21 protein-coding genes and 1 tRNA gene are annotated in these 24,412 nt (G+C 47.3%); 10 read left to right on the top strand and 12 right to left on the bottom strand.

What is annotated here, in order from left to right; translation table 11 throughout:
- Window positions 1-2: 2 nt before the first annotated feature.
- The gene (locus tag QUA97_RS12550; protein ID WP_333194753.1) at window positions 3-314 is read left to right on the top strand and encodes a hypothetical protein; all 312 of its coding nucleotides are present in this window, start codon (window positions 3-5) and stop codon (window positions 312-314) included.
- Between the two features lie 139 nt (window positions 315-453).
- On the top strand, window positions 454-1,056 hold the full coding sequence (locus tag QUA97_RS12545; protein ID WP_194070459.1) for a PPC domain-containing protein: 603 nt from the start codon (window positions 454-456) through the stop codon (window positions 1,054-1,056).
- A 456-nt stretch (window positions 1,057-1,512) separates the two neighbouring features.
- Here QUA97_RS12545 and QUA97_RS12540 read toward each other — a convergent pair whose 3' ends face one another.
- Window positions 1,513-1,704 carry a chlorophyll a/b-binding protein gene (locus tag QUA97_RS12540; protein WP_333194752.1) on the bottom strand — a complete coding sequence of 64 codons (192 nt, stop codon included), beginning with the start codon at window positions 1,702-1,704 and terminating at the stop codon, window positions 1,513-1,515.
- Between the two features lie 93 nt (window positions 1,705-1,797).
- Window positions 1,798-2,814, bottom strand: coding sequence for a succinate dehydrogenase/fumarate reductase iron-sulfur subunit (locus tag QUA97_RS12535; RefSeq protein WP_194070458.1), 1,017 nt, complete (start codon window positions 2,812-2,814; stop codon window positions 1,798-1,800).
- 240 nt (window positions 2,815-3,054) lie between these two features.
- Here QUA97_RS12535 and QUA97_RS12530 point away from each other — a divergent pair, with 240 nt between their 5' ends.
- The 6 genes from QUA97_RS12530 (at window position 3,055) to QUA97_RS12505 (ending at window position 9,144) form a co-directional block, all read left to right on the top strand.
- Window positions 3,055-3,297, top strand: a complete 243-nt coding sequence (locus QUA97_RS12530) for a hypothetical protein (RefSeq protein ID WP_194070457.1) — start codon at window positions 3,055-3,057, stop codon at window positions 3,295-3,297.
- Between the two features lie 219 nt (window positions 3,298-3,516).
- Window positions 3,517-4,248: a RadC family protein gene (radC, locus tag QUA97_RS12525; protein ID WP_194070456.1), complete on the top strand. Its 732-nt coding sequence runs from the start codon at window positions 3,517-3,519 to the stop codon at window positions 4,246-4,248.
- Window positions 4,249-4,565: 317 nt separating this feature from the next.
- The gene (locus QUA97_RS12520) at window positions 4,566-4,904 is read left to right on the top strand and encodes a DUF1815 family protein (protein ID WP_194009461.1); all 339 of its coding nucleotides are present in this window, start codon (window positions 4,566-4,568) and stop codon (window positions 4,902-4,904) included.
- A 707-nt stretch (window positions 4,905-5,611) separates the two neighbouring features.
- The gene (locus QUA97_RS12515; protein WP_194009462.1) at window positions 5,612-6,091 is read left to right on the top strand and encodes a DUF4079 domain-containing protein; all 480 of its coding nucleotides are present in this window, start codon (window positions 5,612-5,614) and stop codon (window positions 6,089-6,091) included.
- Between the two features lie 269 nt (window positions 6,092-6,360).
- Window positions 6,361-8,997 carry a ComEC/Rec2 family competence protein gene (locus QUA97_RS12510; RefSeq protein ID WP_333194751.1) on the top strand — a complete coding sequence of 879 codons (2,637 nt, stop codon included), beginning with the start codon at window positions 6,361-6,363 and terminating at the stop codon, window positions 8,995-8,997.
- Between the two features lie 60 nt (window positions 8,998-9,057).
- Window positions 9,058-9,144 (top strand) — tRNA-Ser (locus QUA97_RS12505).
- A gap of 533 nt (window positions 9,145-9,677) precedes the next feature.
- Here QUA97_RS12505 and QUA97_RS12500 read toward each other — a convergent pair.
- From QUA97_RS12500 to pilM, 8 genes are all read right to left on the bottom strand, one after another.
- Window positions 9,678-11,153 carry a dihydrolipoyl dehydrogenase family protein gene (locus QUA97_RS12500; RefSeq protein ID WP_194070454.1) on the bottom strand — a complete coding sequence of 492 codons (1,476 nt, stop codon included), beginning with the start codon at window positions 11,151-11,153 and terminating at the stop codon, window positions 9,678-9,680.
- 736 nt (window positions 11,154-11,889) lie between these two features.
- Window positions 11,890-13,023 (bottom strand): threonine-phosphate decarboxylase CobD, encoded by a 1,134-nt coding sequence (gene cobD, locus QUA97_RS12495; protein WP_333194750.1) that lies wholly within the window; start codon window positions 13,021-13,023, stop codon window positions 11,890-11,892.
- Window positions 13,024-13,038: 15 nt separating this feature from the next.
- The gene (locus QUA97_RS12490) at window positions 13,039-13,329 is read right to left on the bottom strand and encodes an HU family DNA-binding protein (protein WP_194009466.1); all 291 of its coding nucleotides are present in this window, start codon (window positions 13,327-13,329) and stop codon (window positions 13,039-13,041) included.
- A gap of 415 nt (window positions 13,330-13,744) precedes the next feature.
- Window positions 13,745-13,966: a hypothetical protein gene (locus tag QUA97_RS12485; protein ID WP_333194749.1), complete on the bottom strand. Its 222-nt coding sequence runs from the start codon at window positions 13,964-13,966 to the stop codon at window positions 13,745-13,747.
- Window positions 13,967-13,973: 7 nt separating this feature from the next.
- On the bottom strand, window positions 13,974-16,400 hold the full coding sequence (locus QUA97_RS12480) for an AMIN domain-containing protein (protein WP_333194748.1): 2,427 nt from the start codon (window positions 16,398-16,400) through the stop codon (window positions 13,974-13,976).
- Between the two features lie 712 nt (window positions 16,401-17,112).
- Window positions 17,113-17,907 (bottom strand): pilus assembly protein PilO, encoded by a 795-nt coding sequence (locus QUA97_RS12475; protein WP_333194747.1) that lies wholly within the window; start codon window positions 17,905-17,907, stop codon window positions 17,113-17,115.
- On the bottom strand, window positions 17,904-18,815 hold the full coding sequence (locus tag QUA97_RS12470; protein WP_333194746.1) for a PilN domain-containing protein: 912 nt from the start codon (window positions 18,813-18,815) through the stop codon (window positions 17,904-17,906). The genes QUA97_RS12475 and QUA97_RS12470 overlap by 4 nt, the downstream gene beginning before the upstream one ends.
- Before the next feature lie 539 nt (window positions 18,816-19,354).
- Complete coding sequence (gene pilM / locus QUA97_RS12465; protein ID WP_194071107.1) at window positions 19,355-20,449, bottom strand: type IV pilus assembly protein PilM; 1,095 nt, start codon at window positions 20,447-20,449, stop codon at window positions 19,355-19,357.
- Between the two features lie 480 nt (window positions 20,450-20,929).
- On the opposite strand from pilM, the gene QUA97_RS12460 reads away from it, so the two are divergent.
- On the top strand, window positions 20,930-22,213 hold the full coding sequence (locus QUA97_RS12460) for an ABC transporter substrate-binding protein (RefSeq protein ID WP_194071111.1): 1,284 nt from the start codon (window positions 20,930-20,932) through the stop codon (window positions 22,211-22,213).
- Window positions 22,214-22,263: 50 nt separating this feature from the next.
- Here QUA97_RS12460 and QUA97_RS12455 read toward each other — a convergent pair whose 3' ends face one another.
- Complete coding sequence (locus QUA97_RS12455; RefSeq protein ID WP_194071106.1) at window positions 22,264-22,695, bottom strand: type II toxin-antitoxin system VapC family toxin; 432 nt, start codon at window positions 22,693-22,695, stop codon at window positions 22,264-22,266.
- Window positions 22,692-23,393 carry a hypothetical protein gene (locus tag QUA97_RS12450; RefSeq protein ID WP_228050393.1) on the bottom strand — a complete coding sequence of 234 codons (702 nt, stop codon included), beginning with the start codon at window positions 23,391-23,393 and terminating at the stop codon, window positions 22,692-22,694. The genes QUA97_RS12455 and QUA97_RS12450 overlap by 4 nt, the downstream gene beginning before the upstream one ends.
- Before the next feature lie 442 nt (window positions 23,394-23,835).
- Between QUA97_RS12450 and QUA97_RS12445 the strand changes: the two genes are divergently transcribed.
- Window positions 23,836-24,411: a Uma2 family endonuclease gene (locus QUA97_RS12445; RefSeq protein ID WP_333194745.1), complete on the top strand. Its 576-nt coding sequence runs from the start codon at window positions 23,836-23,838 to the stop codon at window positions 24,409-24,411.
- Window position 24,412 lies beyond the last annotated feature (1 nt).

Raw genomic sequence — 24,412 nt, 5'->3', positions numbered from 1 at the left:
AATTGGGAATTGGGAATTGGGAATTGGGAATTGGGAATTGGGAATTGGGAATTGGGAATTGGGAATTGGGAATTGGGCGGAGCGAAGCGGAGGGATTGGGAATTGGGAATTGGGCGGAGCGAAGCGGAGGGATTGGGAATTGGGAATTGGGCGGAGCGGAGGGATTGGGAATTGGGCATTGGCCCGCGCAGGGCATCTTGCCCGATCGCGACTTGTCCGCTGGCGAAGCCGAAGCAAGTCGAAGCAAGTCGAAGCAAGTCGAAGGGTGGGCATTGGTCGAATTATTTTTATTCTTCCTTCTTCCTGATAACTAATAACTAATAACTAATAACCAATAACCAATAACCAATAACCAATAACCAATAACCAATAACCAATAACCAATAACCAATGACTAATGACTAATGACTAATGACTTCTTCCTTCTTCCTTCGTTGCAAATCGAGGTAATTCATGCGTCAATTTAGATTTTGGGCGATCGCGCCAATTGCTTTACTAGCTACTTTTTCTAGCAAGCCGACTCTCTCGGTGCCAGTTTCAAACTCCCAAGGAGTTGCTAACAACAGTTCTACCCTCATTTCAGCAGAATTGCCTCAAAATTCACCTGATGCGAGTTCTACAAGCAAAGCTGTTCTAGCTCAAGCAAGCCCCAAGCCTTCGCCAACTCTGAGCCCAACTGTCGAACCTTCGCCAAGTCCAGCAGGGGGTGCGTCTAAGGTCATATTAGAGCAAAAGGGAGAACTCAGCCCTGCTAAGTCTTCTGTACTGCCCTCGGACAGCAGTTTGTACGACGAGTATACCTTTGAAGGAAATCAGGGTCAGAAAGTGGTTATTAGCGTAGAAAGTAGCGAATTTGATACTTATCTGGCTATTTTCAACTCCAAGGGCGAGCTACTTGCAGAAAATGATGATGTCACGCAGCAAAATTCCAATTCAGAGCTGACTGTTACCTTATCTGCGAGCGGTCGCTACCGCGTCATTGTCAATGCTTACGATGCGCCTCCCAAAGGTAGAGGTAAGTACAGTTTAACCGTCCGCGAAACAGCAGCAGATTAATTTTCTCGAAATCGATTATCTATTTCTAAAATTCCTCGATCTGCGAGTTACAAACCAGGGTCACATTTACAGGTTAAATTTGCAACAACTTAACTCTATTTCCGCTTTTCCAAAGCAGAGATCCAGGCAGAAAATAGATAATTATCTATTTTTTATATCGTCTCCGGTCGATTAAAAAAAATAAAATTGGTTGGTAGTGCGGAATGCGAGTCCGCACTACGAACGGTTTTTGTTACGATCGCCGATCGAACACGATATTATATCAATTCCGGTTGCACTCAGACATGATGTTAACTGTTAACTGTTAACTGTTAATTTACTATTCCGATGCTAACGGACACGATATTAGGCACGAGTTGCCAGAAAGCGAGTTTTTTATCAAAAATACTGGGTGACAGCTATAGAATCGTTAAACAAGCTGGTTTCCCAGCATTTTTAGCGCATATACCGACAGATTTAACGCAGGCCGAGCCAAGTGAAAAAATCCTGGCGCGTGAAGAATTCTAGCAGCAAAAGTGCCACGAATCCCACCATCGCAAATCGTCCGTTGATTCTTTCGGCGTAAGCATTCCAGCCAAAGGCTGGTGCTGCTGGTGCTGGGGTATTTGGGGCTGTTGGTTGGGGAGATGGAGGTGTTTTAGCAGTCATTTAAATGTTTTGAGTTGCGAGTTTTGAAACAAGATTTTTGGGAAGTTTTGCGATCGCACAACTTCCAATTTACCGGAAAATGACAGCCGATCGCTAATCTGCTGAATTTTCTAAATTTTGAACCGATTCGATCAGATTCCGCACAGTTTCGGTACCTTCGGAAGGCTCAAAAAATAGGGGGAATTTGCCGCGAGCGATCATTCTCAAGCCCAAGGGGCCGAGACTGAACAAACCTTTAACGTCGCGGAAGTAGTTTCCTACTACTTCGATCCCAAATTTGCGCTCGTCTATCCAACCGCCTTCTTTGACGAGTTCGATCAATACTTTGCGGTGGCGGATCGATCGACTGGCTTGGTCGTCTTTGCGATCGAGAATCTCCTGCTTAATCTTACCAATTTGATCCATCGGCGCAACTTCCATCGGGCAAACCGAGTTGCAGTAATAACAGCGAGTGCATCCCCACACGCCGGAAGTACCTTCGTTGTATTTTTCGAGCCGGTTTTCGGTTTCCCCGTCGCGGGAATCGGCGATCGTGCGGTAAGCTTTCGCGAGGGCGTGGGGGCCGACAAATTCTGGGTTGACTTCGCGGGCGTTGCACTCAGAATAGCACGCGCCGCAGAGGATGCAGTTGCCTGTTTGGTCGAGTTTCGATCGCTCTTCGGGAGTTTGCAGAAATTCCCGTTCGGGAATTGCTCGCGAGGCTGTGCTGACATAGGGTTCCACAGCTTCCAGGTTGTCCCAAAAACTGGTCATATCGACGACCAAATCTTTAATTACCGGCATATTTCCCATTGGGGCGACGGTAATTTCTGGGATAAAATCGGCAGGCTGTTCTGTCGAACTGGAATAAGCTATTTTTTGCAGTCTGGCGAGTTCGCTACCGACATTTTCTTTGCAAGCTAAGGCCGATCGCCCATTAATTCGCATCGAACAACTGCCGCAAATTGTGTTGCGACAATTTTTCCGAAAAGCTAAAGTGCCGTCCTGTTCCCACTTGATACTGTTGAGGCAATCTAGGATGGTATTGCTTTCTTCCACCTCTAGGGTGTAAGCGCGAACCCGGGGAGCCTCGTTTTGATTTTGGCGGACTACGTTAAAGCGGACTTGCATATTTTGATTAAGAAATTTAGTGTCTATTTTAAACGTGATTTATTGATGGTATCAAAAGCTCTTAATTCTTTTAACATCTACCTCAAGTAGTAGATTTAACTGTTTTTTTTATTGTTTGGTAACAGGGAATACTTCCCAAGTCATAAATCATCAATCGCAACTTTTTTCAGCGGATTTTTGATAGGTTAATGGAAGAGAGAATTAATTGATCGGTGGAGTTAGCGAGTCGGAGGTGCTGTGATGTCTAGCTTGTTTGTTTTAACTTTTATGTTTTCAATGCCAGCTTTTTGTCTGGGTCTGGTGAATCCGCAATGGGTGGGAATGGGCGATCGCAAGCTATCTATAAGTTTATACGGCGTTTTGATGGCAGTTTCGTTTGTTTTGGTGGGAGTGACAGCACCTAAGCCGCCGCAGCCAGTTGCTTCGGCGCTGCTAGCCTCAACTGAATGGCAAAAATCTATGGTCAGCGAACCTTTGCGCTGAACGTAGCTGCCCGTACACCTCACTTTTGTGGCAGCGTTACGAAAAATTTTACCAGGAGTTATGCCAGGTTAGGGCGATAAATCGGTTTTTTTCACGAAAATACGATCGCCAAAAACATCAGTTAAGGCCTTGATTTTTTCGGTAATCTTACTGATGTGAAGAACGCAAATCGATCGGCTAAAATGGGGTAATTGTTGAGCTTGCGGTGCAGGTGCATCTATGACTTACAGCTTGAGAATTGTCGATTTGCCAACCAGCGAACGGCCGCGGGAACGGCTGATGGCGGGCGGTCCGAAAAGTTTGGCAACGGCGGAATTGATTGCGATTCTGCTGGGCACTGGTCAGGGACAGGGCAAACTTTCCGCCGTCGGACTCGGACAGTATATTTTAAATCAGTTGAGTTTGCATTCCCGTGACCCTCTGGCGGTGCTCCGCAGTATTAGCGTTCAGGAGTTGACTCAAATTCACGGGATTGGCCCTGCTAAGGCGACCTCGATTTTGGCTGCGGTGGAGTTGGGGAAGCGGGTGTTTCAGTCGCGACCGCCGGAAATGGCTGTGGTTGACTCTCCACAAGCGGCTGCGGATGCTCTGAGTCAGGATTTGATGTGGCAGTCTCAGGAACGTTTTGCTGTGGTGCTGCTGGATGTAAAAAATCGGCTGCTGGGAACTCAGGTAATTACGATCGGCACAGCTACCGAAACTTTAGCTCACCCTAGGGATATATTTAGAGAAGTGATCCGCCAAGGGGCGACGCGGGCGATTATCTCGCACAATCACCCCTCGGGAATTGTCGATCCGAGCCCGGAGGATATTGCTTTGACGCGACAGTTGCTGGCGGGAGCGCAGTTTTTGTCGATTCCGCTGTTGGATCACTTGATCTTGGGAAATGGCGATTTTCTGAGCTTGCGGCAGACTACGACACTTTGGGAGGAGTATCCCCAGGGCGATTGAACTCTTATTCTTAACTAACTCGATTGCTATGATTAGTTATTTGTATATTTGGCCTGTCCGAGGGCTGAATCAACCGTCATTGTAGGATATTTTTGAGGCTGGAGTCCCGGAGGAAAGCCTGTTTTGGCTGAATGTCGCTGCTGATACTTAGTTGCGCTCGCAACTCGGTTAATCTAGTATAAGTAAGCTGAAGAGGTCGCTAATTCGATTTTTTTTGAGCATACTAAACATATACTAAACCAGCACCTAAATACCCAATACTTAAGAAATTATTAAATTGGGTGTAAAATACACGGCGTGGTGATAGGAGAAAAACTGTGTTTCTGAGACTTGCAGAACAACACCGTAAATTCGTCCAAGATTTGGTAATGAACCTTCAGGCTTTGGCGATCGTGCTAGAGCGTAGGGGTTATTTGGCATCCTGCTACACTTGCGGGGGTCAGATGAACAGTGCCTCATTTATGGTCAGTTTGACGGACAACCATCTGATTCGATTTTTAGTGTCAGATTACGGTATCACTTGGACGGAGATGCGGGACGATCGCGAACTGATGAAACTTGAAGGTGCCGAAGCGATTAGTCAGTTACAAGAACTGGCAAATCTGGTGAAGTATCACATCCAACCTGCGGAAGCTACTTTGGCGACGGCGCAGTGAGTTTAGCGACGGTACGGTTCCGAGGTAGGCCAAGCCCGAAATTCGGTGCTTGTCTGCTACAACGGCAACCCCCAACGATTTAATTGAGAGGATTTAAAGGTTGTAGACTGATGGTAGCTCAACCGACAAGGGTGCTTTGAGAGTGCCTTCAGACATTCAGTTTAGCGCTGAGTCGATCGAACTCCCACCAGTCAGACGGCATAGTTTATGCAATTCGCCTCAAACTTGGAACCCCTAGTTTTTTGGTGCTGCAGTTGACTCTCCCTTGAGAGCGATCGACAAAATGTAGAAGTGCTACTGCTCGTCTGCTGCGATGTTAATTTCCCACTTTGGCCTTCAAAAGTCAAGGAATTGAAATTAACTTTGAGCAGGCAGGTCAAATTTAACATCCAGATCGAGGATGAGGCTGTGAAGATTGGGCGAAAAGCCGCTCCGGGGTGTAAAGTACGGGCAAATAGGGTTTATTTTTGCTTTTCGATTTAGCTGATAAAGCTAACAAATAATTAACTTGAAACAGCATCGCTGCTGTAAAAATCTCACAGCCGGCTTTAGCCGGCTAAGTTTTGTGTAAGTAAGGGCTTGTGGGAAATATTTTGCGGTGTTGTTAAACAACTATTAGAAGTGCGCGATCGCGCTTGCCAACTCTTTTATAATATTTTAATGATGAGTCCGAAAATATCGATCGCCAAGCTGGGAATCAAAATCAAATGGTAAATTTAAGCGAACTTCTAGAACCAATCGCCAGTCAATTTCGCAGCCTGGGAATTCCCGAACCAATTACCCATTGGGGACATCCTGTAATGATGGGGATCGTGATTGTAGCGATGGGCAGTTTTGTCGGCTATACAGGATGGCAGGGACGTTTGGCCGCCGATAAGGATGTCGCGCTCAAAAGTCGATCGGATCACCGCAAGCTGGCACCGTGGATGTTTCTATTTTTAGCTTTGGGCTACACTGGTGGACTGCTGTCGCTGGTGATGCAGCATCAGCCCGTGATGGAAAGCCCGCATTTTTGGACGGGTTCGACAGTGCTGGTTTTGCTGGCTGTTAGCAGCTTAATTTCGCTGACTGGTTTTGGGGGGAACAAGCTAGCACTGCGCGCGGTTCACGCTTATTTAGGCACGACGGCTTTAGCACTTATGGTACTGCACGCAGCTTTCGGTTTAAAATTGGGTCTGTCTATTTAGAAGAGGAAGAGGAAGGGTTCGGGGAAAGGAAGAATGTAAAAAAAGAAATTTTGCCATAACTCGCGCAGGGGTAGCCAGAAACCGGGTTTTTTAGCTAAATACACGGCGTTTAGCTTTTTACCCCGGTTGAAAAACCCGGTTTCTTTGGTAAGGAGTTGATAAGTCCCGCATCGGTTTCCCTGAAATATTCCCCTCTGATATCGTTCTCTCAACAGTCAACAGTCAACAGTCATTCCGGTGTTACCGGAATTGATATGAGTTTCTAATTAATGAATCAAGCAACGGGTGTCATTTTCTGTCTGGCCTACATTCTGGGATTGATTTCTACAGGAGTTTTTTGGGGTAGATACGCGATACTAGCTTTGGGAATCGCCGTCGCAATCGCGATGCCTAAGTTGTTGCTCAAGCATACTAAAAAACATTTTAAAACGACTAAAAAAAGACGCACCAGAACTCCAAAAAATACTATAGAAGAACCCTTAGAGACGAGGGAAAAATTGAGTTTGTTGGAGGTGCTGCCGAGAGGGAAATGGGTGTGGGGAATGGCGGGTTTGCTGGCATTTTTAGCTAGCTTTTATTTGGTACTTCGATCGCCCCAACCGGCAATTAATGACATCAGCAAATTGATTCCGGCGGAGGGAAACACTCAAGAAGTCGTAGTGACAGTTCGCGGTAGAGTGGCGAGTAACCCTAGATTAACCCGATCGGGCCGATCGCAATTTTGGCTAGAAACAGATGTAGTTAGCGGAATCAACGGTAGCGACGGAGGAGTAGTCGTCAACCGCCCTGTATCAGGCAAACTCTACGTTACAGTGCCTCTACTGCAAGCAACGGGCTTGTACGCCGACAATACGATCGCAGTGGTGGGATCGCTATACAAACCGCAGCCGCCCTCAAATCCGGGGGCTTTTGATTTTCGAGCATATTTAGCCAGAGAAGGGGCTTTTGCAGGGCTCAAAGGGCGTCAGGTTGACTGGAAGAGAGAAAAGGCGATCGCCGATGTCAATCGAGTTAACAGCACAACAGGCGCTTTCTGGGAGTCAACCGGGATGCAGCCATCGCCAATTCAAGCGATGCGGATGCGGATCGCGCGATCGCAATTATCGCATTTGAATGTTCCCGAAGGGCCGCTAATAAGTGCGATCGCCCTCGGCAAACAAGCAGTAGATTTACCTTACAACATCCGCGACTATTTTGTGCAAGCTGGATTAGCTCACGCGATCGCAGCTTCGGGCACTCAAGTTTCAATGGTTTTGGCTTTAGTTATAGCTTTAACCAAGCGTTTTTCCAAACAGTTACAATTTGGATTTGGCGTAGGCGCTTTATTTTTGTTGGTAGCACTAACAGGCTTTGAAGCTTCAATATGCCGCGCCGCACTGATGGGATTTGGCACATTATTTGCTTTGGTGTTAAGCCGCGAAGTTAAGCCGTTGGGATTGCTGTTAATCGCTGCGACTATTTTACTGCTAGTTAACCCTTTGTGGATTTGGGATTTAGGTTTTCAACTGAGTTTTTTGGCTACTTTGGGATTAGTGGTGACAGCCCCGCCGCTGATGGCCAAGTTGGACTGGATGCCGCCCGCGATCGCTTCAATTGTGGTGGTTCCGATCGCAGCTTCAGTTTGGGTGCTGCCGCTACTACTTTACGTTTTTAGTGTGGTATCACCTTATAGCATTTTAGTCAATATTATTGCGGCTCCTTTGCTGTGGATTTTGAGTATTGGCGGGATGGTTAGCGCTTTAGCAGGATTGATTTTTCCGCCGGCGGGAAGCGTTTTGGCGCAACTGCTGGACTATCCGGCAAAGGGCTTAATTGCGATCGCCCAATATTTCTCACAATTGCCAGGTAATTCGGTAGCTGTCGGTCAAGTATCGGTGTTTCAGTTAATCGCACTTTACAGTTTAATCTGTTGGGTTTGGCTGGGGGGAAGTTCGGCAACGAGCAATGTCCGGGATGTAACGGATGTACGGGATGTCACTAATAGAAGAAGCAAGGCAGAAAAAGGAGGGAAGCAGGAAGTAGGAAGAGGGAAAAATCAGGGAAAGGGGAGAGGGAAGCAGGGGAAAAGCACAGTTATTCGGCTGCGAATTTCTGCGGCTTGGATTTTCCCGCTGGCGCTAATGGCGGGAATTGCGATCGTAGTTTTGCCTGCTTTGCACGTTAAATCATCTGTGTTTAAAGTTACTTTGCTGGCGACATCTGGCGATCCAGTTTTGGTAATTCAAGATCGGGGAAAAGTGGCGCTAATTAATAGTGGTGATGAAAATACTGTGAAGTTTACAGTGTTGCCTTTTTTGCAGAAGCAAGGTATTAATTCTGTGAATTTTGCGATCGCCACTCACGGTCATTTAGGTTTGAGCGGCGGTTGGGGAAAATTACTAGAACGCTTGCCCATTAAAACATTTTATGATAATAAAGATTCCAAACAAATTCACCGCGGCAGCGATGATAAATTTATGACGGCTGTGCAATCTCGGCAAGGCGTTTACTTTCTTTTAGAAACTAACAGTACCATCGATCTGGGCTCGACGCGGTTGCAGTTCTTGGATGCAGAGATTCCGGTAGTAGAGTTATTGGTGAGGGGGCGTACTTGGTTGATTGTCGGTGACATGACACCGCAAGCCCAAAGTATGTTATCAAAAAGATTAGCAGCCGCAGGAACATTGAAGGCGGCGCAAGTGCTGTTGTGGTCGGGAAAAACCCTGACAGCCGAGTTATTGGAGGCAGTTGGGCCGCAAGTGGCGATCGCCTCTGCAGACGAAATCGACCCAGAAACCGCAGCCAAACTGCACCAAAGCAAAACCCGGATTTTTTGGACGGGGCGCGACGGAGCTCTTCAGTGGACACCCACAACGGGATTTAAGACGACTCTGGAATCAGAAGAAAATCAAACTTCTTTTCTCTAAGGATTTACAAAGTGGCGCACTGTGCGGTAAGATACTTCTAGCTCGCATCTCAATTTAATTGGAGAGGTGGCAGAGCGGTTGAATGCGGTAGACTCGAAATCTACTTTAGGAGCAATCTTAACGTGGGTTCAAATCCCACCCTCTCCGTCCTAGAACACTTACCAAACCAGGCTTGGGCATTATCAGCTTCCTCCGCCACAGCTTCGGTTTAATAGGTAGCGGTATATATAAGTGGTACAGATACCACTTATATATACCGCTATTTTGTTTTTACTTCACTTGCGAACTCAAAGGGCGATCAGTTAAAACGCAATACGATTAACTTAAAATTGTCCGAAGAGAGGAACGAAGCAATCGCAGTATCTATTTTTCATAGTTTTTTATCCCCTGGCTCGCCCTAAGTAAACCGTATTGGGTTAAAACGTGATACCATTTTTTTAAAGTTATGAAATACTTTTGCAAAAAGGTAAAGCAAATAATTACAATGTTCGATCGTCCTTTATCTCTATCGCATCTTTATAAAAATAATATAAATACAATAACTAACCCTAGGGTGCGTCAGCGTCAGATTATGTATCTATCGTTAACAATTTTTACTGACGCACCCTACAATAACTAATGACCAATTACCAATGACTAATAACTAATGACTAATGACTAATGACCAATGACTAATTTTTTCATTTCCAATACCTGCGCCAGTGAAATAAATTCTCGCATAAATTCTGCATCAAAGTATTGCTGCGGCAGCGCTGCGACTCCCAAATAGTAGCAGTTTGACCGTTAATTGCCGAAAAACTCGACCAAATATAAGGAAGTTCCGCGATCGCCTCAACCTTCATCCCGTGACGCACCGCCAGAGCGATCGCATGAATCAACTCAGCAGCTTGCGGCCCCACAATACTCGCTCCCAAAATCTCCCCATTGCGACGCGCGACAATCTTACAAAAACCAGTAGTCTCCCCGCACATTTGAGCTCTTTCAACATTCTTAAAATATTCCCGACAAACAATCAAATCGTCTCCAAAACGACGCCTTGCTTGCGCCTCAGTCAAACCAACCCTCGCCAACTGCGGATCGGAAAAAATCGCCCAAGGAATCCCGCGATAATCTATTTGAAACAGCGGCAAAAACAAAGCATTTTTCACAGCCACCCCAGCTTCGGCATTAGCAATATGAGGGAACGGATAACCACCAGCAACATCGCCGATCGCATAAATGCGCGAATTAGTTGTTTGCAATTTTTCATTTAAAATCAACCTGCGATTGTTAAATTTAACCCCAACCGCTTCGAGATTTAACGATGGAAAATTGTGTCCGCGGCCAGCAGCCAAAAAAATCTCCTCAGCTTCGATCGCCCTGGGCCCGGCTTGAATCCACTTTTTACCATCAATCACCCGAGCTTGAGTCACCTCAGTAGAAGTCAGAATGCGGACTCCAACCGCCTCCATTGCAGCTTGAACCAAGCCCGCAGCCTCCCGGTCTTCTTTGGCCAAAATCCGCGAAGCCTTGACCACAAGCGTCACAGCCACCCCTAATCGAGCAAAAGTTTGAGCCACTTCTACCCCGCTGGGATCGGCACCAACTACAGCCAAACTTTGAGGTAACTGTGGAAGTTTGGTCAATTGGGCGACAGTTTCCGAAGTAAAAAAGCCGACAGACAAAAGTCCTTCAATATTGGGAACCGTCGGTAAAGTTGGAGAAGCTAGCAAATAACAGCGCGATCGCAAAGATCGATCGCCCGTAACAAAAGCCAACTTAGGTTTTGCAACAAACTCGCCGCTACCAAAAATAATATCGACCCCGCGAGCAGCCAAAACGCCTAGATCGTCAATTTCTTCTAAATTAGAAACAACACCTTCAGTCCATTTGAACAGATTATCTAAGGGCAATTCGAGCGGCACCGACGAATCAGCCACATCCGGGCGAACCCCCAACTGTAGGCGGCGAAGCTGCTGAGCAAAACGAGCAGCCTCGCTCAAAGTTTGGCTGTATCTCAAGCCAAAGTCGATCGACACCTTCTCCTCACTCGGCAAATCTGGCGAATTGCTTAACGGTTCCACTAAAGCAACGCGGGCCGGGAAATTAGTTGCCGTCAAAGCAGCATAGCGTCCCGCCGGAGTTCCACCAATAATCACTAAATCATAATCAAGCATAAATAAAATTGTCAGTTGTTAGTTGTTAGGTGTTAGTTGTTATTTGTTATTGGTTATTTGTTATTGGTTATTTGTTGGTTGTTGGTTGTTGGTTGTTGGTTGTTGGTTGTTATTTGTTATTTGTTAGTTGGTAGTTGGTAGTTGGTAAAGGCGGTGGATGGTGCGTGCCCGCCCTCAGTTGTTAGGTGTTTGTTGTAAACAGTCAACTGTCAACTGATATCAAATCCGGTTGTAAGCTGTTGCGAAATTTAACTTTATGTAAAAAAAATAAAACTCTTGTGATAAATAGGGGTTGAGCGTCCCTCCCGCCCTGAATATGCAATGTTTATTTGCACGATAGCTTATCGAAATTATGATGTAGCACTCACGTCTCGCTCGCGCTGATACGATTCCAATATATTATTCCGATACAACCGGAAAGGATATGACAACGGCCAACTGTCAACTATCAACAACCAACTACCAACTGTCAACAACCAACTGTCAACTGCCAACTGTCAACTGCCAACAACCAACTGACTAATGACTAATGACTAAGGACTAATGACTAAGGACTAATGACTAATGACTAATGACTAATGACTAATGACTAATGACTAATGACTAAGGACTAAGGACTAATGACTAATGACTAATGACTAATGACTGATGACTAATGACTAATGACTAAGGACTAATGACTAATGACTAATGACTAAGGACTAAGGACTAAGGACTAATGACTAATGACTAATGACTAATGACTAAGGACTTCTTGAAGTCCAGCAATCAGCCGCAGATTGTCCGCCTTCTCGCGCACGGCTACTCGAAAAAATCGATCGCCCAACTCAGGAAAACTCAAACAATCCCGAATCAAAATCCGGTGTTTTTCCAGCAGACTTTTTTGAATCGCAGCCACCGACAGCGACGACTCAACCAACAAAAAATTAGCCGCCCCCGTCCAAGGCCGCAAACCAGGTAAATTAGCCAAACCCTCAAACAACTCTTGGCGAGCCACAGGCAGCCAATCCCAAGTTTTCCGCTCAAAAGCAGCATCTCGCACCACAGCAGCCGCCGCCGCCTCCGCCAGAGCATTCACAGGCCAAGGATCGCGCCGCAACTGCCAGCGGCGGAGAATATCGGGATGCGCGATCGCACAGCCCATCCGCAGTCCCGGCAGAGAATAGAATTTAGTGAGCGATCGTAAAATCACCAAATTCGGAAACTCCTCAACAGCAGCGATCGAACTTTGCTGTTTTTCCGGTGGTAGAAAGTCCATAAAAGCCTCATCCACCACCACCATACCTAACTGCTCCACATAAGGCAAAATCGCCTCCCTACCGAACAGCAAACCCGTAGGATTGTGGGGGTTGTTCAATAGCAAACCTCGATCGCCCCCCAGAGCAAAAGGAACCGGGACAGCAGGAGAAAGAGAAACAAAAGAGCGGTTAGAAACCGACAAACCATCAGTTACTAACCCGCTCAAAAGCTCCTGGCCCAACGATTTGAGATCCAAAGGACAATCGAGCACCTGCGCCCCAAAAGCCGAAAGAGCCCGCCAGTAATCGCCAAAAGCCGGAGTCACCAAATAAGTCGCCTCCAGATCCGACAAATCCCAAGCCGCCCAAGTCAACAATTCCGCCGAACCATTCCCCGGCAAAACCCAATCCGGGTCAACATTAAACGCCTCACCCAAAGCAGCCCTCAACTCTCCATAATCCGGGTCTGGGTAAGCCGTCAGACTGCTCAAGCGAGATTTAATCGCAGCCAAGGCCGACTCAGGAGGGCCCAAAGGACTGATACTGGCAGAAAAATCGAGAATAGCAGAAGCTGGGCAGCCAGCTAATGCGGCTGCCCAAGCTAAATTTCCACCGTGTACAGGTCTGATCAAGACTCAGTTTGCCCGTTATTCGGCGTTTTTCGCCGGTGCAACTCTGTCCTTAAACAACTTCCCTGCGGAAAATGCAGGAACTCTGGTTGCCGGGATTTCCATCTTGTCGCCGGTTTTTGGATTGCGACCCTCACGGGCCTTGCGTTCCCGCGACTCAAAGGAGCCAAAACCGACCAGCGTCACCTTGTCGCCCTCGGAGACAGCTTCCATAATTGCTTCCAAAGCAGCGCTCAAAACCGCGTCTGCCTGTTTTTTAGTGACAGTAGCTTTTTCTGCGACTGCATCAACCAATTCACCTTTGTTCATTCCGAACTCCTTCTGGAATTTGTAAAATACGTCAAACCGAGTTCAACTATTAGCTGTGAGTGGTAACTGCATTGGGAGTTTGGATTTGGAGATTTGGGTAGTCCCCTATTGCTCCAGCCCGCTTCCCCCTGAAAAACTCCTGCTGAATACCAATTACCCTAGGATAATTGGTCAGAAAAGGAATTTTTGTTTTTAATTGCTGAAAACCCCACAGCATCTAATTTTCACTGCATTATTCTAAAGTCTTGCCGACCGTTATGGATCGGTGGAACCTTTAATTTATATGGAACTTGCCAACTTTTTAAATTAATACCCAAATTTCGTTAAAAAAATACCACTTTGGAGAGCCGATTTCTTGCCTCGGTGGATTTCAGAGCGGACAAAAGGAGAAATAGAAAGAACAAAATGTCATTTGTCAAGGGCTAAAGGATTTTTTTTTCCTTCTTCCTTTGTCCCTTTCCCTTTTCTGGGCAGGGCCGCCCCTACCAACTGCCAAGTAAGAGGGCGGGCACGGGGGCACCGCCCCTACCAACAGCCAACTGCCAACAGCCAACAGCCAACAGCCAACTGCCAACTGACAACTGACAACTGCCAACTGCCAACTGCCAACTGCCAACTGCCAACAGTCAACAGCCAACTGACTACTATCTCGGTTGGACGGGCTGGCTGCGCTGCAACAGTTGGCGCGCGTCGGGACTGATGTTGTTTTGATAGCCAAAGTTCGATCGATCGCTATCATCCAAAATCTGCGGAGTCAGCAACACAATCAACTCCGCCCGTTGGTTGGTCTTGGTCGAGCTCCTGAACAGCGAACCGATAATCGGCAAATCTCCCAAAATCGGAATCTTTCTCGCTTCAATCCGTTCTTCGTCGCGGATAATCCCCGAAAGAATCAAAGTCTGACCGTCCCGCAGGCGAATTAGCCCCGATTGCAGCGAACGCTCGCCCAGCGGCGTGATCTGATTTACGTTCGAGCCAACCGAAAGGTTAATAGTGGGGTTGGGTGTCCTGATAATCGGGTTCACCCGCAGAGAGACAAAGCCATTATCGTCAACCCGATCGATCGCCACCCCCAACTGCAAACCCACCTTATCTTTGACAGCCGTGGTTGTTGTGGTACTTGTATTTCCGGTACTCTGCGTTTGCTGCGTGATGTTAGTAATAACCTCATCAGTAATATTTACATTCGCCGTTTCTCCTTCTTGAACCACCAGAGTCGGATCGGTGAGGATTTTGCCGTTCCTAGTCTCAATAGTTGCCCGCAACGCCGACAAGAACCTCCTCGGATATTGGAACAGCGGGAACAGGGCAAAAGTCGCACTTCCGGTAGAATTCACCGTTGTAGGGTCAAACGCCTCGTAATCGCTAATCCCAACTCGCGCGGGGTCATTAGTAATCGGCGCAGTCGGCTGGACGAACAACCCGCCACCGAGTCCCGTGAGCGGTACGTTGATTAAATTGCCCCTAGGATCGTAGAAAGGTGTCCTGTTTTCTGTGGGAATGTCTCGGTTGCCGACAATGGGCCGAGCGCTGATACCCGTAAGGTCAGTTCCACTGGGCGGATTGATGCCGCCAAAATTGAGACTTGCTGCTCCGTTGTCATTGACAAAGAAATTGTTATTAATTCCGAAAGAGAAACTGCTGCTAGTGTTATTTGCTCCCAGCAAGTTGACATCGATCACCTTGACGTTGACAGCCACTTGACGGCGGCGCAAATCTAGCTGAGTCAAGAAAGCTACCGCAATATCAACTTTGCGGGGATCGCCCACCAAAGTGATCGAATTGAGTCGGGCATCCGCCAGCACCGACAGTCCCCTGAGCAACAGCGGCCCGTTGCCGTCCTTAGCGCCAATTGCCTTAATATCCGGTTCCCGAATTTCCACATCCCGCGCCGCATTTCCCTGGCCCACGGTTTGAATCGTCACCCGAGTAATCGGCAGTTGAGTTTCTGCACCTTGAGCGCTCAAAAAGTTAGCTGCATCGGTAGATCTGACTTGATTGAGCCGCAGAGTCCGAACGATAATATTGCGCGAGTCTAGGGGCAAATTAGAACCCACAAAAATCGTGCGCCCGACGCGGTTGGCTTGCAGTCCGCTGATCCGCAGCACGTAGTTGAAAACATCTTGCACCGACTCATTTTCGATGTCCAAGGAAATCTTCGGCCCTTCATCGGAGCCTCCTGCTGCTCCCGGTGCGGCCGCCGGTTGGCCCGGTTGACCCGCCGCCGCCCCGCCGCCTGTAAAAGCAATGTTCAATCCCGCAGCGCGAGCGAGCAGAGCTAAAACGTCTCGTACTGGGGCATCCCGCAGCACCAAGCGGGGGATGCGTTCTCCCGAACTCAGCTCAATATTTCCTACGCCTGGAGCGATGTTAGATACGGAGATATCTCCCAATGGCGGCGGCACGGCCCGCGACTGGAAAGGGGCAGCTTGATTGGTTTGAGATTGAATTTCGCTTGGTAGGGGCGGGCGATCGTCCCTAGTAATAGTAATTTCGGGATTTGGCAGCAGCACGCGCTCGTTTTGCGAGGTGCGGATTTGGGGAGCTGGCCGGGGAGCTGTTTGGTTCAGCGGCAGTCCCGGAGGCGGCGGGGGCAAAGCTTGGGTTTGGTTGAGCGCAGGCAATGCAGGCGCTGCTGCTTGGGTAGATTGCACAGTCCCGCCCTGTCCGGCAACGCTGAGGACGATGTTTTGGCCTTGTCCGGGCATAACTTGTCCGTTGGGAACTCCGTTGGTGCCGGCTACCACAACGCGGATGCTGTTAGCTTCTATCTGGGTGATTTCTACTGAGGAAATGCCCGGAGCTGGGTTATCTTGACGGAAGCTGTTGCCTTGGGACAAGCGGAGCTTGGTGTTGGTAATTGTGGCTTGGTAGGTATTGCCGCTGTTGATGGCGAAAACTTGCGGGCGATCGCCCTTTTCCGTAGCCAGGACAATATTTACCCCATTATTGGCTTGACTTACTTGCACTCCTGTGACTTGAGTCGGCGCTGCCGAGACTGGCGCTTGGGCGATTATAATTCCAGCAACGCTGCTGAAGATTCCACCACTTAACCGTAGATGCTGTTTCACGTTCTCTCCTCCACTACACTTGGTTATTTATTGTTCGCAATCTTGACTAGCGAGCTTTTGGCACTAACTGAAACCTCTCTCGTTTTCAGCTTTTTTGAATTAAGAAAACAGGTATAATTAGGCACAAACTATCATTTTAAAATTCACAGAAAAAATTTTTTGATCTTTTTTTTGTGAATCCAATCTTCAACATTTTGCCTTTAACCTTCTCCCGAAACAGCGAATTGAAATAGCTAAGGAATAGCAATTAAATAACTGTTGTTCGTTCCGAGCATTACCAGGAATAGCCTGGTAATGCAGGGCCGGATACTCCGCCTCTTTTTACCTCGCCACTTCTGGAGAGAAAAAAGTCTAGCAGATGTTTGAAGTTATTCAATTTGCGTTCCTAATATAGCCTTGCGAGCGAAAAATGAGGTGCGATGGAATTTTTCCTAATGGACAATTTATGACTTATCTACAGCAATTCTTGCAGAATTTGTGGGATTGCTCGTTACCCGACTTTGCGAAAGTAACGCATATCCCGAGCAAGAGCCGACTTAGATAAACTGATTGCTATAGTACCCCGAAACCTGGTTTTTCACCAAAACACTAGCCAAAAAAATCTTGATTTCGGTAAAAAACCAGTTTTCTAGAGTCTTCTGTATAAGCCATGTAATTAAGGAGTTCATGTACCTCGCAGAAATTGAAAACCGCTATATCCGCTCGCCTAGCGCTATTTGGCAGGAATCGGAGCCGGAGTTGGCGGTTTTTCTTCTTGCTTTAACGGCAGGAGCGCGTACAAGTCAAAAGCCGTTTTAATTTTTGTTTGCGGCTGAGCTACTGGGATGATTTTCCCTTTCAAAAAATCGATTTCTATGGCCTGATTTGATGCTAGCAATTCAGATTTCAAATTCCTCACTACTAACAGGGACTGCATCAACTCCAAACTACGCATAAAATTGCGGGTTTGAGCGAAATTGCCTTCAAACTCTACCTTATATTTTTTGCGCCTGAGCTTGCCAACAAGGGAGGGCCCGAAGGACGTATCGTTGAGAATATCAGGGTCTGGAGCTCCTGCTGCAGCGGTTGCTGTAGCTGGCGGCATATCCGGCTCAAATTTGGTAATTTTAGCCTTGAGGTCGTCTCCTTGCACGCCGGCGTTGATGCGATTAACCAGTTGGGTCATGTCAAGCAGCAGGGTGTTGGCGCTTCCATCGCTCGCAAACATTGCCGTCACTTGGGCGCGGCGCTGTTTTGCTTCTTCTTGCTTGGCTTCTGCTTCTGCCTTTTTTTGAATTTGAGCTTGCAATTGCACTTGCGTTTGCTTGCTTTCTACCAGTTTTTGCTTGAATTCGCCGCTTTTTTGGAATTCTGGGAGTACGAACTGGTAGCCTAGGTAGCCGGCCACGCCGAGGCCGAGAACCGCGATGCCTATGGCTTGGATTTGGGGTGTCAGCTTAATGCCGAATATTTCCTTACCCCCTGTCTCTTCTGCTCCGCTGGGAATAAACTCGTTTGCTGCTGTCATGGTTTTTTCACTTCTCCTTTTTGTGATTCTAGTATTCCTTTTTCTTGAAGTGTTTCTATCCGTATTGCTAGTCCGTCTGCTTGCTTGTTCCGCAGTTCGGAGAGCAACTCGGAGGCTCCAGTCGGGCTGAGTGTGGTTTCAATTTTATATTCCACCACTGGTCGGAGTTTGGGAAGTTCTGCTGCTGATGCGCTTGGGTTGCGTACTTGTAATTGTGTGGGGTTGTTTTTTAATGTGGCCGCTACCAGTTTGGTATCGGTGTCGAGGAAGAAAGGAGAGCGCTGGACTAGCAGAATAAAGTCGTTAACTTGAGCAAAGGTACTTGCTATCCCTGAAATTTGTACTTTTGCAGTTTGGGGCGGGACGACGGGGGTGGGAGCAGCCACTGGGGTGGGGCTGGCTGGGGGAGTGGCCCCCGGAGACGGACTCGCCCCTGGGGAGGCGGCGGGAGTTGCTGCCGGCGGTGGGGGTGCTGCAACGGGGGCGGGACTTGGGTCGATTTGCTCGATTTTGGAAATTTGCACTCCGGCGGGGGTGCTGGCGCTGATGTCTTGCAGCATGGCCGACCAGGGTTTAATTTGGTCGAATACTCCGGCTAATGCTTTGTATTCGACGGTAATTTTGTCGGTTTCGGCGTTGATGGCTTTGATGGCGCTGGCTTGAGTGTTTAATTTTGCCAGTTCTTGGTCGATGGTTGCTTGTTCTGTGGCTAAGCCGGTGTTTTCGTTGGTCGCCCACCACCAGGCGCCCATGACTGCGGCGTTGAGGCCGAAGGCAAACAGCAGCGCCCCTATGAGGGGCAGTTGGTCTTTGGCTCCACCGGAACTTCTTTTAGCTGAGCTTTTGGCTGCTGTGACTGGTTTGTAGTCCGGGCGATCGTTGAGAAAATTAATATCTAGGCTGTACATGGCTTCACTCGATTTTATAACTGAAGGAAGAAGTCATTAGTCATTGGTCATTAGTTATTGGTCATTAGTTATTGGTCATTAGTTATTGGTCATTAGTTATTGGTGCTGTTCTCCGCGAGCGAACGTTCTCAGTTATCAGTTATCAGGAAGAAGGCAGAAAAAACAAGGCAGAAAAAAGAAGGTCGGAGGAAGGCTTTAGCGATCGGCGCGAGGGAGTTTTGGTGGCAATCGACGGCTGAGGTTTGAGCAATTAAGAACGTCTTAACTGTGAGGGCGGTTGCTTTAAATGTGAAATTTTAGATTTTAGAGTGAGCGCCAGATTATCGGTACAAGTTAAGGGTTTATTTAGGGAATAAGGAAACAATTTTCTGCCTTTTTCCGCAGGAATTGGCTGCTTCTATCTCAGATATTCTACCTTTTACTTTTTACCTTTTACCTCCAATATTTTACCTTCTGCATCAGGGGTCTTCTTTTTTCGGAGGAAGCTTTTGCCTAAAATTCTCAAATCTGTTTTTCTACTATTATCTAAAACTGTTAGGTTAGAGCACCTCCCTGAGTCCTAAGCCTAGGGCTACTCCTAAGCCTGCTCGCTGTTCTGGGGTAATTTCTTGGCTGATTTCGAGTCCTAGGGTTTCGATGGGATCGACTTGGGATGCGGGCAAACTTAATCTCTGCATGAAAAATTCGTCGAGTTTGCCGATCGCGGCTCCGGGGCCTGCTAGCAGCAGTTGCGCTACTTCGAGTTCTTCGCTCTGGTTGAGGTAAAAGTCTACTGAGCGGCGCAGTTCGTCTGCTAGTTCTCCCAATACTTTAATCATGGCATTTGTGCCTGGATTGGCGTCTCCCGATGCGCCCATTGTATCCGTTACTGGCAGGGTCATGCCTTGCAGTTCGGTGGTGTCTCTGGTTGGGGGCAGATTCATGGCTTGGTTGAGGGCGGTCTGGATTTGGTAGGTGCCGATGGGGATGGTACGGTTAAATTGTGGTATGCCGTCCACTACTATAGCTAATTCGGTACTGTCAAATTCTATGTCTGTGAGGACGGCGGCTTCTTGGGATGAAAATTGTTGCAGTTGGTCTTTGAGGGTGCGAATCAGGGCAAAGCTGGTTACTTCTAGCACGTCTATGATCAGTCCGGCTTCTTTGAAGGTTTCGATGTATGTGTCGGTAACTTCTCTGCGGGTAGCTACTAATACCACTTGCACTTTTTCTACGCCGTCGTCATCTACAAATAGGCCGATTTTTTGATAGTCTACGTCGGCGTCTTCTCTGGGAAACGGCAAGTACAGCCCTGCTTCTGCGTTCATGTAATCCCGCAGTTCTTCTTCGTTGAGTTCTGCGGGAACTGGAATTAAGCGGATGACGGCTTCGCGGCCGGGAATGGCTGTGGCTACTTTCTTGGCTTTGATTTTGTTTTCGGCGAGGACTGACCGGATGAGTTCTGCCATTCCGGGCGGATCGACTATTTGCCCTTCTTGTATTATGTCTTCTGGTACTTCTATTGAGGCTAGGATACCTAATTTTAATGCCTGAGCTTTCTTTTCGAGCTGAATGATGTTGATGCGGTCTGGGGCTATTTCGATCCCGATTCCTGGCTGGCGTTGGGAAAGTAGACCTTTGAAAAAGTTAACCATGTGATTGGGTCGCCGGTAGTTGCTATTTGTTTATTTTGTGGTTGGCCAGCCTGACTCAGCCTTGGGCTGTTGGAGGGTGATACCATTTGGGATTTTCAATTAGGAATGACCCATCGGCCGGCGGGTTTGGATTGCTGGCCTAGACTGACTTTCTGTTTGAAACCTGGTATGTATTTCCAACCCGCCTGCTGTAATCTCGGTGTTCGCAGTGCCGTTGGCGGTGCTGCGCTGCAGGGTCTTGGTTGCGCGATCGCTAGTTCCGATTTTATGCTATCCAATTTACTTGACAATAGCTATTCTCCGGCGAATGTCAACAATTTTCAGCTCGATCGACCGAAAACCTGCCGGTGCGGCTGCAAAACCGACTCTCTCCCTCGCAGGACTCTGGCGCAACCAAGACTAGAACTTGACTCTCTGGTTTTCTCGGCGGGCTGTGCTTTTTTTTCTCTAACGGTTCCCATGATTCTGAAATTAAATTCTATGAAGCGTAAATCTTGGCAACTGTTTGCTGTTTTTGGGCTGGTGGGGCTGCTGCTGGCTGCGGTGGTGAGCTGCAGCAAGCCTGCTGTTAATTCCCAAACTAAGAATGCTAACGAAATCGAGTTCTGGACTATGCAGCTTCAACCTCAGTTTACTGAGTATTTCAATCAGACGATCGCTGATTTTGAAGCCAAAAATCCGGGCGTGAAGGTGCGTTGGGTGGATGTCCCTTGGTCGGCGATGGAAAGTAAGATTTTGGGTGCTGTTTCGGCGAAAACTGCGCCGGATGTGGTGAACCTGAATCCTGATTTTGCTTCGCTGTTGGCGGGGCGCAATGCTTGGCTGGATTTGGACTCTCGAATTTCGGAGCAAGTGCGATCGCTCTATCTGCCGAATATCTGGAAAGCTAGCGTACTTGATGGCAAGACTTTTGGGATTCCTTGGTATCTGACAACTGGGGTGACAATTTACAATACGGAGTTGTTTAAAAAAGCTGGAATTGCTAAGCCTCCCGCTACCTATGCTGAGTTGGCGTCTGTGGCGAAACAGGTGAAGGAGAAGACTGGTAAATTTGCTTTTTTTGCGACTTTTGTACCGGAAGATTCGTCGGAGGTTTTGCAATCTTTTGTGCAGATGGGTGTGCCTTTGGTTGATGCTAAAGGTAAGGCTGCTTTTAATACTGATAAGGGGAAGGCTGTTTTTCAGTATTGGGTGGATTTGTACAAGGGCGGACTTTTGCCGCAGGATGTTTTGGTGCAGGGACATCGCAGGGCGATCGAGCTTTATCAAGCTGGAGAAACTGCTTTGTTGGGTTCTGGGCCGCAGTTTTTAAAGGCGATCGCTGAGAATGCTCCGAGTATTGGTGCTGTCTCGTCTGCTGCGCCTCAAATTACGGGGGAAACAGGCAAGAAGACTGTGGCGGTGATGAATTTGGTTGTACCTCGCGACAGCAAGCGCCCTGATGATGCTGTGAAGTTTGCTTTGTTCGTGACAAATTCTCAAAATCAGTTGGCTTTTGCGAAGGTTGCTAATGTTTTGCCTTCTACGGTTGAGGCTTTGCAGGACTCTTATTTTAAGAGTGTTCCGGCTGATGCTGCTCCGAGCGATCGAGCTAGGATTGTCAGTGCTTCTGGCTTGGCGAAAGCTGAGTTGTTAATTCCCCCTCTCAAGGATGTTAAGAAGTTGCAAAAGGCGATTTATGACAATTTGCAGGCGGCGATGTTGGGGGAAAAATCCGTGGAACAAGCTGTGAGTGATGCGGCGACGGCTTGGGATCAAAGGTAGTTTTTAATTGAAGCTGGGGCGGCATTATTTTTTGCGATCGCCCCTTGCTTTTAAGGTTGAATTGTCCAGTCTTCCTGCACTAAATCGGGGACTTGCGAAAAATCTCGGTAGTTGCGCGTAACGAGGATAGCATTATTAGCAAGTACAATAGCAGCAATTCGCAAATCTTGCGTGCCGATGCGTATTCTTTGACGGCGGAAATCAGTGTAAATAGTGAAAGCATTCTGGTCAAATTTCAGAATGTTTAGAAGTCTGAAATCATCTAATGTATCCCATAGCTTGGTATAAGCCCATACTAATTTGTCTGCTTGCGAAGATTCAGAAGCGTTTTTAATAACCTTGAACCTGCCGCGAATTACTTCCTCTACTGTTACAATAGTTAAAGCAAGATTTTTTGGGTTAACCTCGACCCGCTGCACCATCATTGGATGATTCTGTTGCCAAAGGGAGAAACAATCCGTATCAAGTATGTATCGGCTCATTTTGTCTCAACCGCAGCGTCAATTTGACTGTAATAAGCTTCGGTTTCTGCATCGAGTTCGCGGCGATATTCTTCTATGTGTGCCAATACCTCATCGTATTGCGGATCGTTTTCATACTTACCAGCTAACCTCACCCAAGGATTGTTCGATCGACTAGAAGTGAGTTTGACAGAGACGATTTCTGCTTCGGCTAGCTGGGCATTTACTAAATCGTGAAGGTTTTGCAGTGCTTGCGATCGCGTCTCGCCAAAAGCTTTACATTCGGGCCATCCCAGCAACGCTGCACTGACGGTTTTGTCTGATTCGTTTTTAATGATTATGTGAGCAGTTGAGCTGTCGAGGTCGCCCCCAAAGTTAGTGCGATCGGCTGCGCGAATGTCGCAGGTAGCGTTACCTGTTAAGAGTGTTTTTGTCTTGACTGTATGCTCGGTGTTTTCCTGGCGCGACTTTTCTCTTTCTGCCATGATAAGCGGGTCTGCTTTGATAAGCGCGTCATAAAGTTTTTCCGTGTTTGGAAACTTTTCTCGTGCTGACCAGCTCGGCGAGTCAAGAGCTACCTTGACTGTAGAATCGATGTTTTCCTGACGCTGCTTGATTATGTTTCGCCTGAAAAGCTCCTCAAATAGTAAAGTTTGCTCTTGGGCTGGCAAAGCTTGTATATATTCAATTAGCGTTTGCACCGATATAAGGCTGCTCATAAACTTCTATCTCTAAATTTTTCCAAACTAACTTGTATTGTAACAAAAATTTGATATTTGGCATTTGGCATTAATCTTTTTTGCGATCGCCCCTTGCTTTTTGCTGCCACTTGACGTATTATTAAATAATGGGAATCCGTGCCGCCATATATATAAGCTTTTAACTTATTATCGAATGATGAAATTACCGCTTTTTCACAAGGCGGAGTCGGAGGATAACTCTGGACAAGTCAATCTCGACTGTTTTAGAGGTAAATGTTTATCGATAAATAAGTAAGAACGATCGCTCATCCCAGCAGCCGGGTTTATTTATCCCGTGCGATCGCCTTTCTGAATGCAGCTTGATTGATGATTTATAGAAAAATAGCCTAAATCCCTCAAATATTCATAAATTTGACTTGTGTTAAAATCAAAGCTCCGATCGGAATAGGAGAAAATTCTTATGCCAGCGATGACACTCAAAGATTTAAACCAAGTTCAAACCCTTTTTTCCGAAGCTGGTTTAGATTACAAAATTGAACTAGAAGACGGGAGACTTTCAATTATGGGGCCATCAGACATCGTATCCAGTGAAATCAGTAGCCGTCTGATCGCCTTTCTTTTCGCTTGGATAAATCCCCGTCGCTTGGGGAGAGTGTTTGACTCCGCAGGCGGTTTCATTATGCCGGATACGAATGTCAAAGCACCGGATGTTTCTTTTGTGCGCGCCGCCCGATTGCGCCAAAGTCCGCGTTATTTTGGTGAACTTGTCCCCGATTTGGTGGTTGAGATTAAATCTCAGAGCGATCGCATTAAGCCGATAGAAACCAAGGTTTTGAAGTTTATCGAGTTGGGGGCGGTTGTCGGAATTCTGATCGATCCTGATGAAGTAACAGTAACTATTTATCGATCTACAGGCGAACCCACTGTTTTAGGAAATGGCGATATCTTAACAGTAGCAGAACTTTTTCCCGGTTGGGAATTGCCCGTTTCGGAACTGTGGCCTCCTATTTTTACAGAGGAAGAAACGCAATTCTGAT

It is taken from the genome of Microcoleus sp. CZ3-B2 (assembly GCF_036705055.1).
In the GTDB taxonomy this organism is placed as follows: Bacteria; Cyanobacteriota; Cyanobacteriia; order Cyanobacteriales; family Microcoleaceae; genus Microcoleus.
The sequence above is the reverse complement of the archived record's forward strand: the minus strand, read 5'-3'. Positions and strand labels throughout refer to the sequence as shown.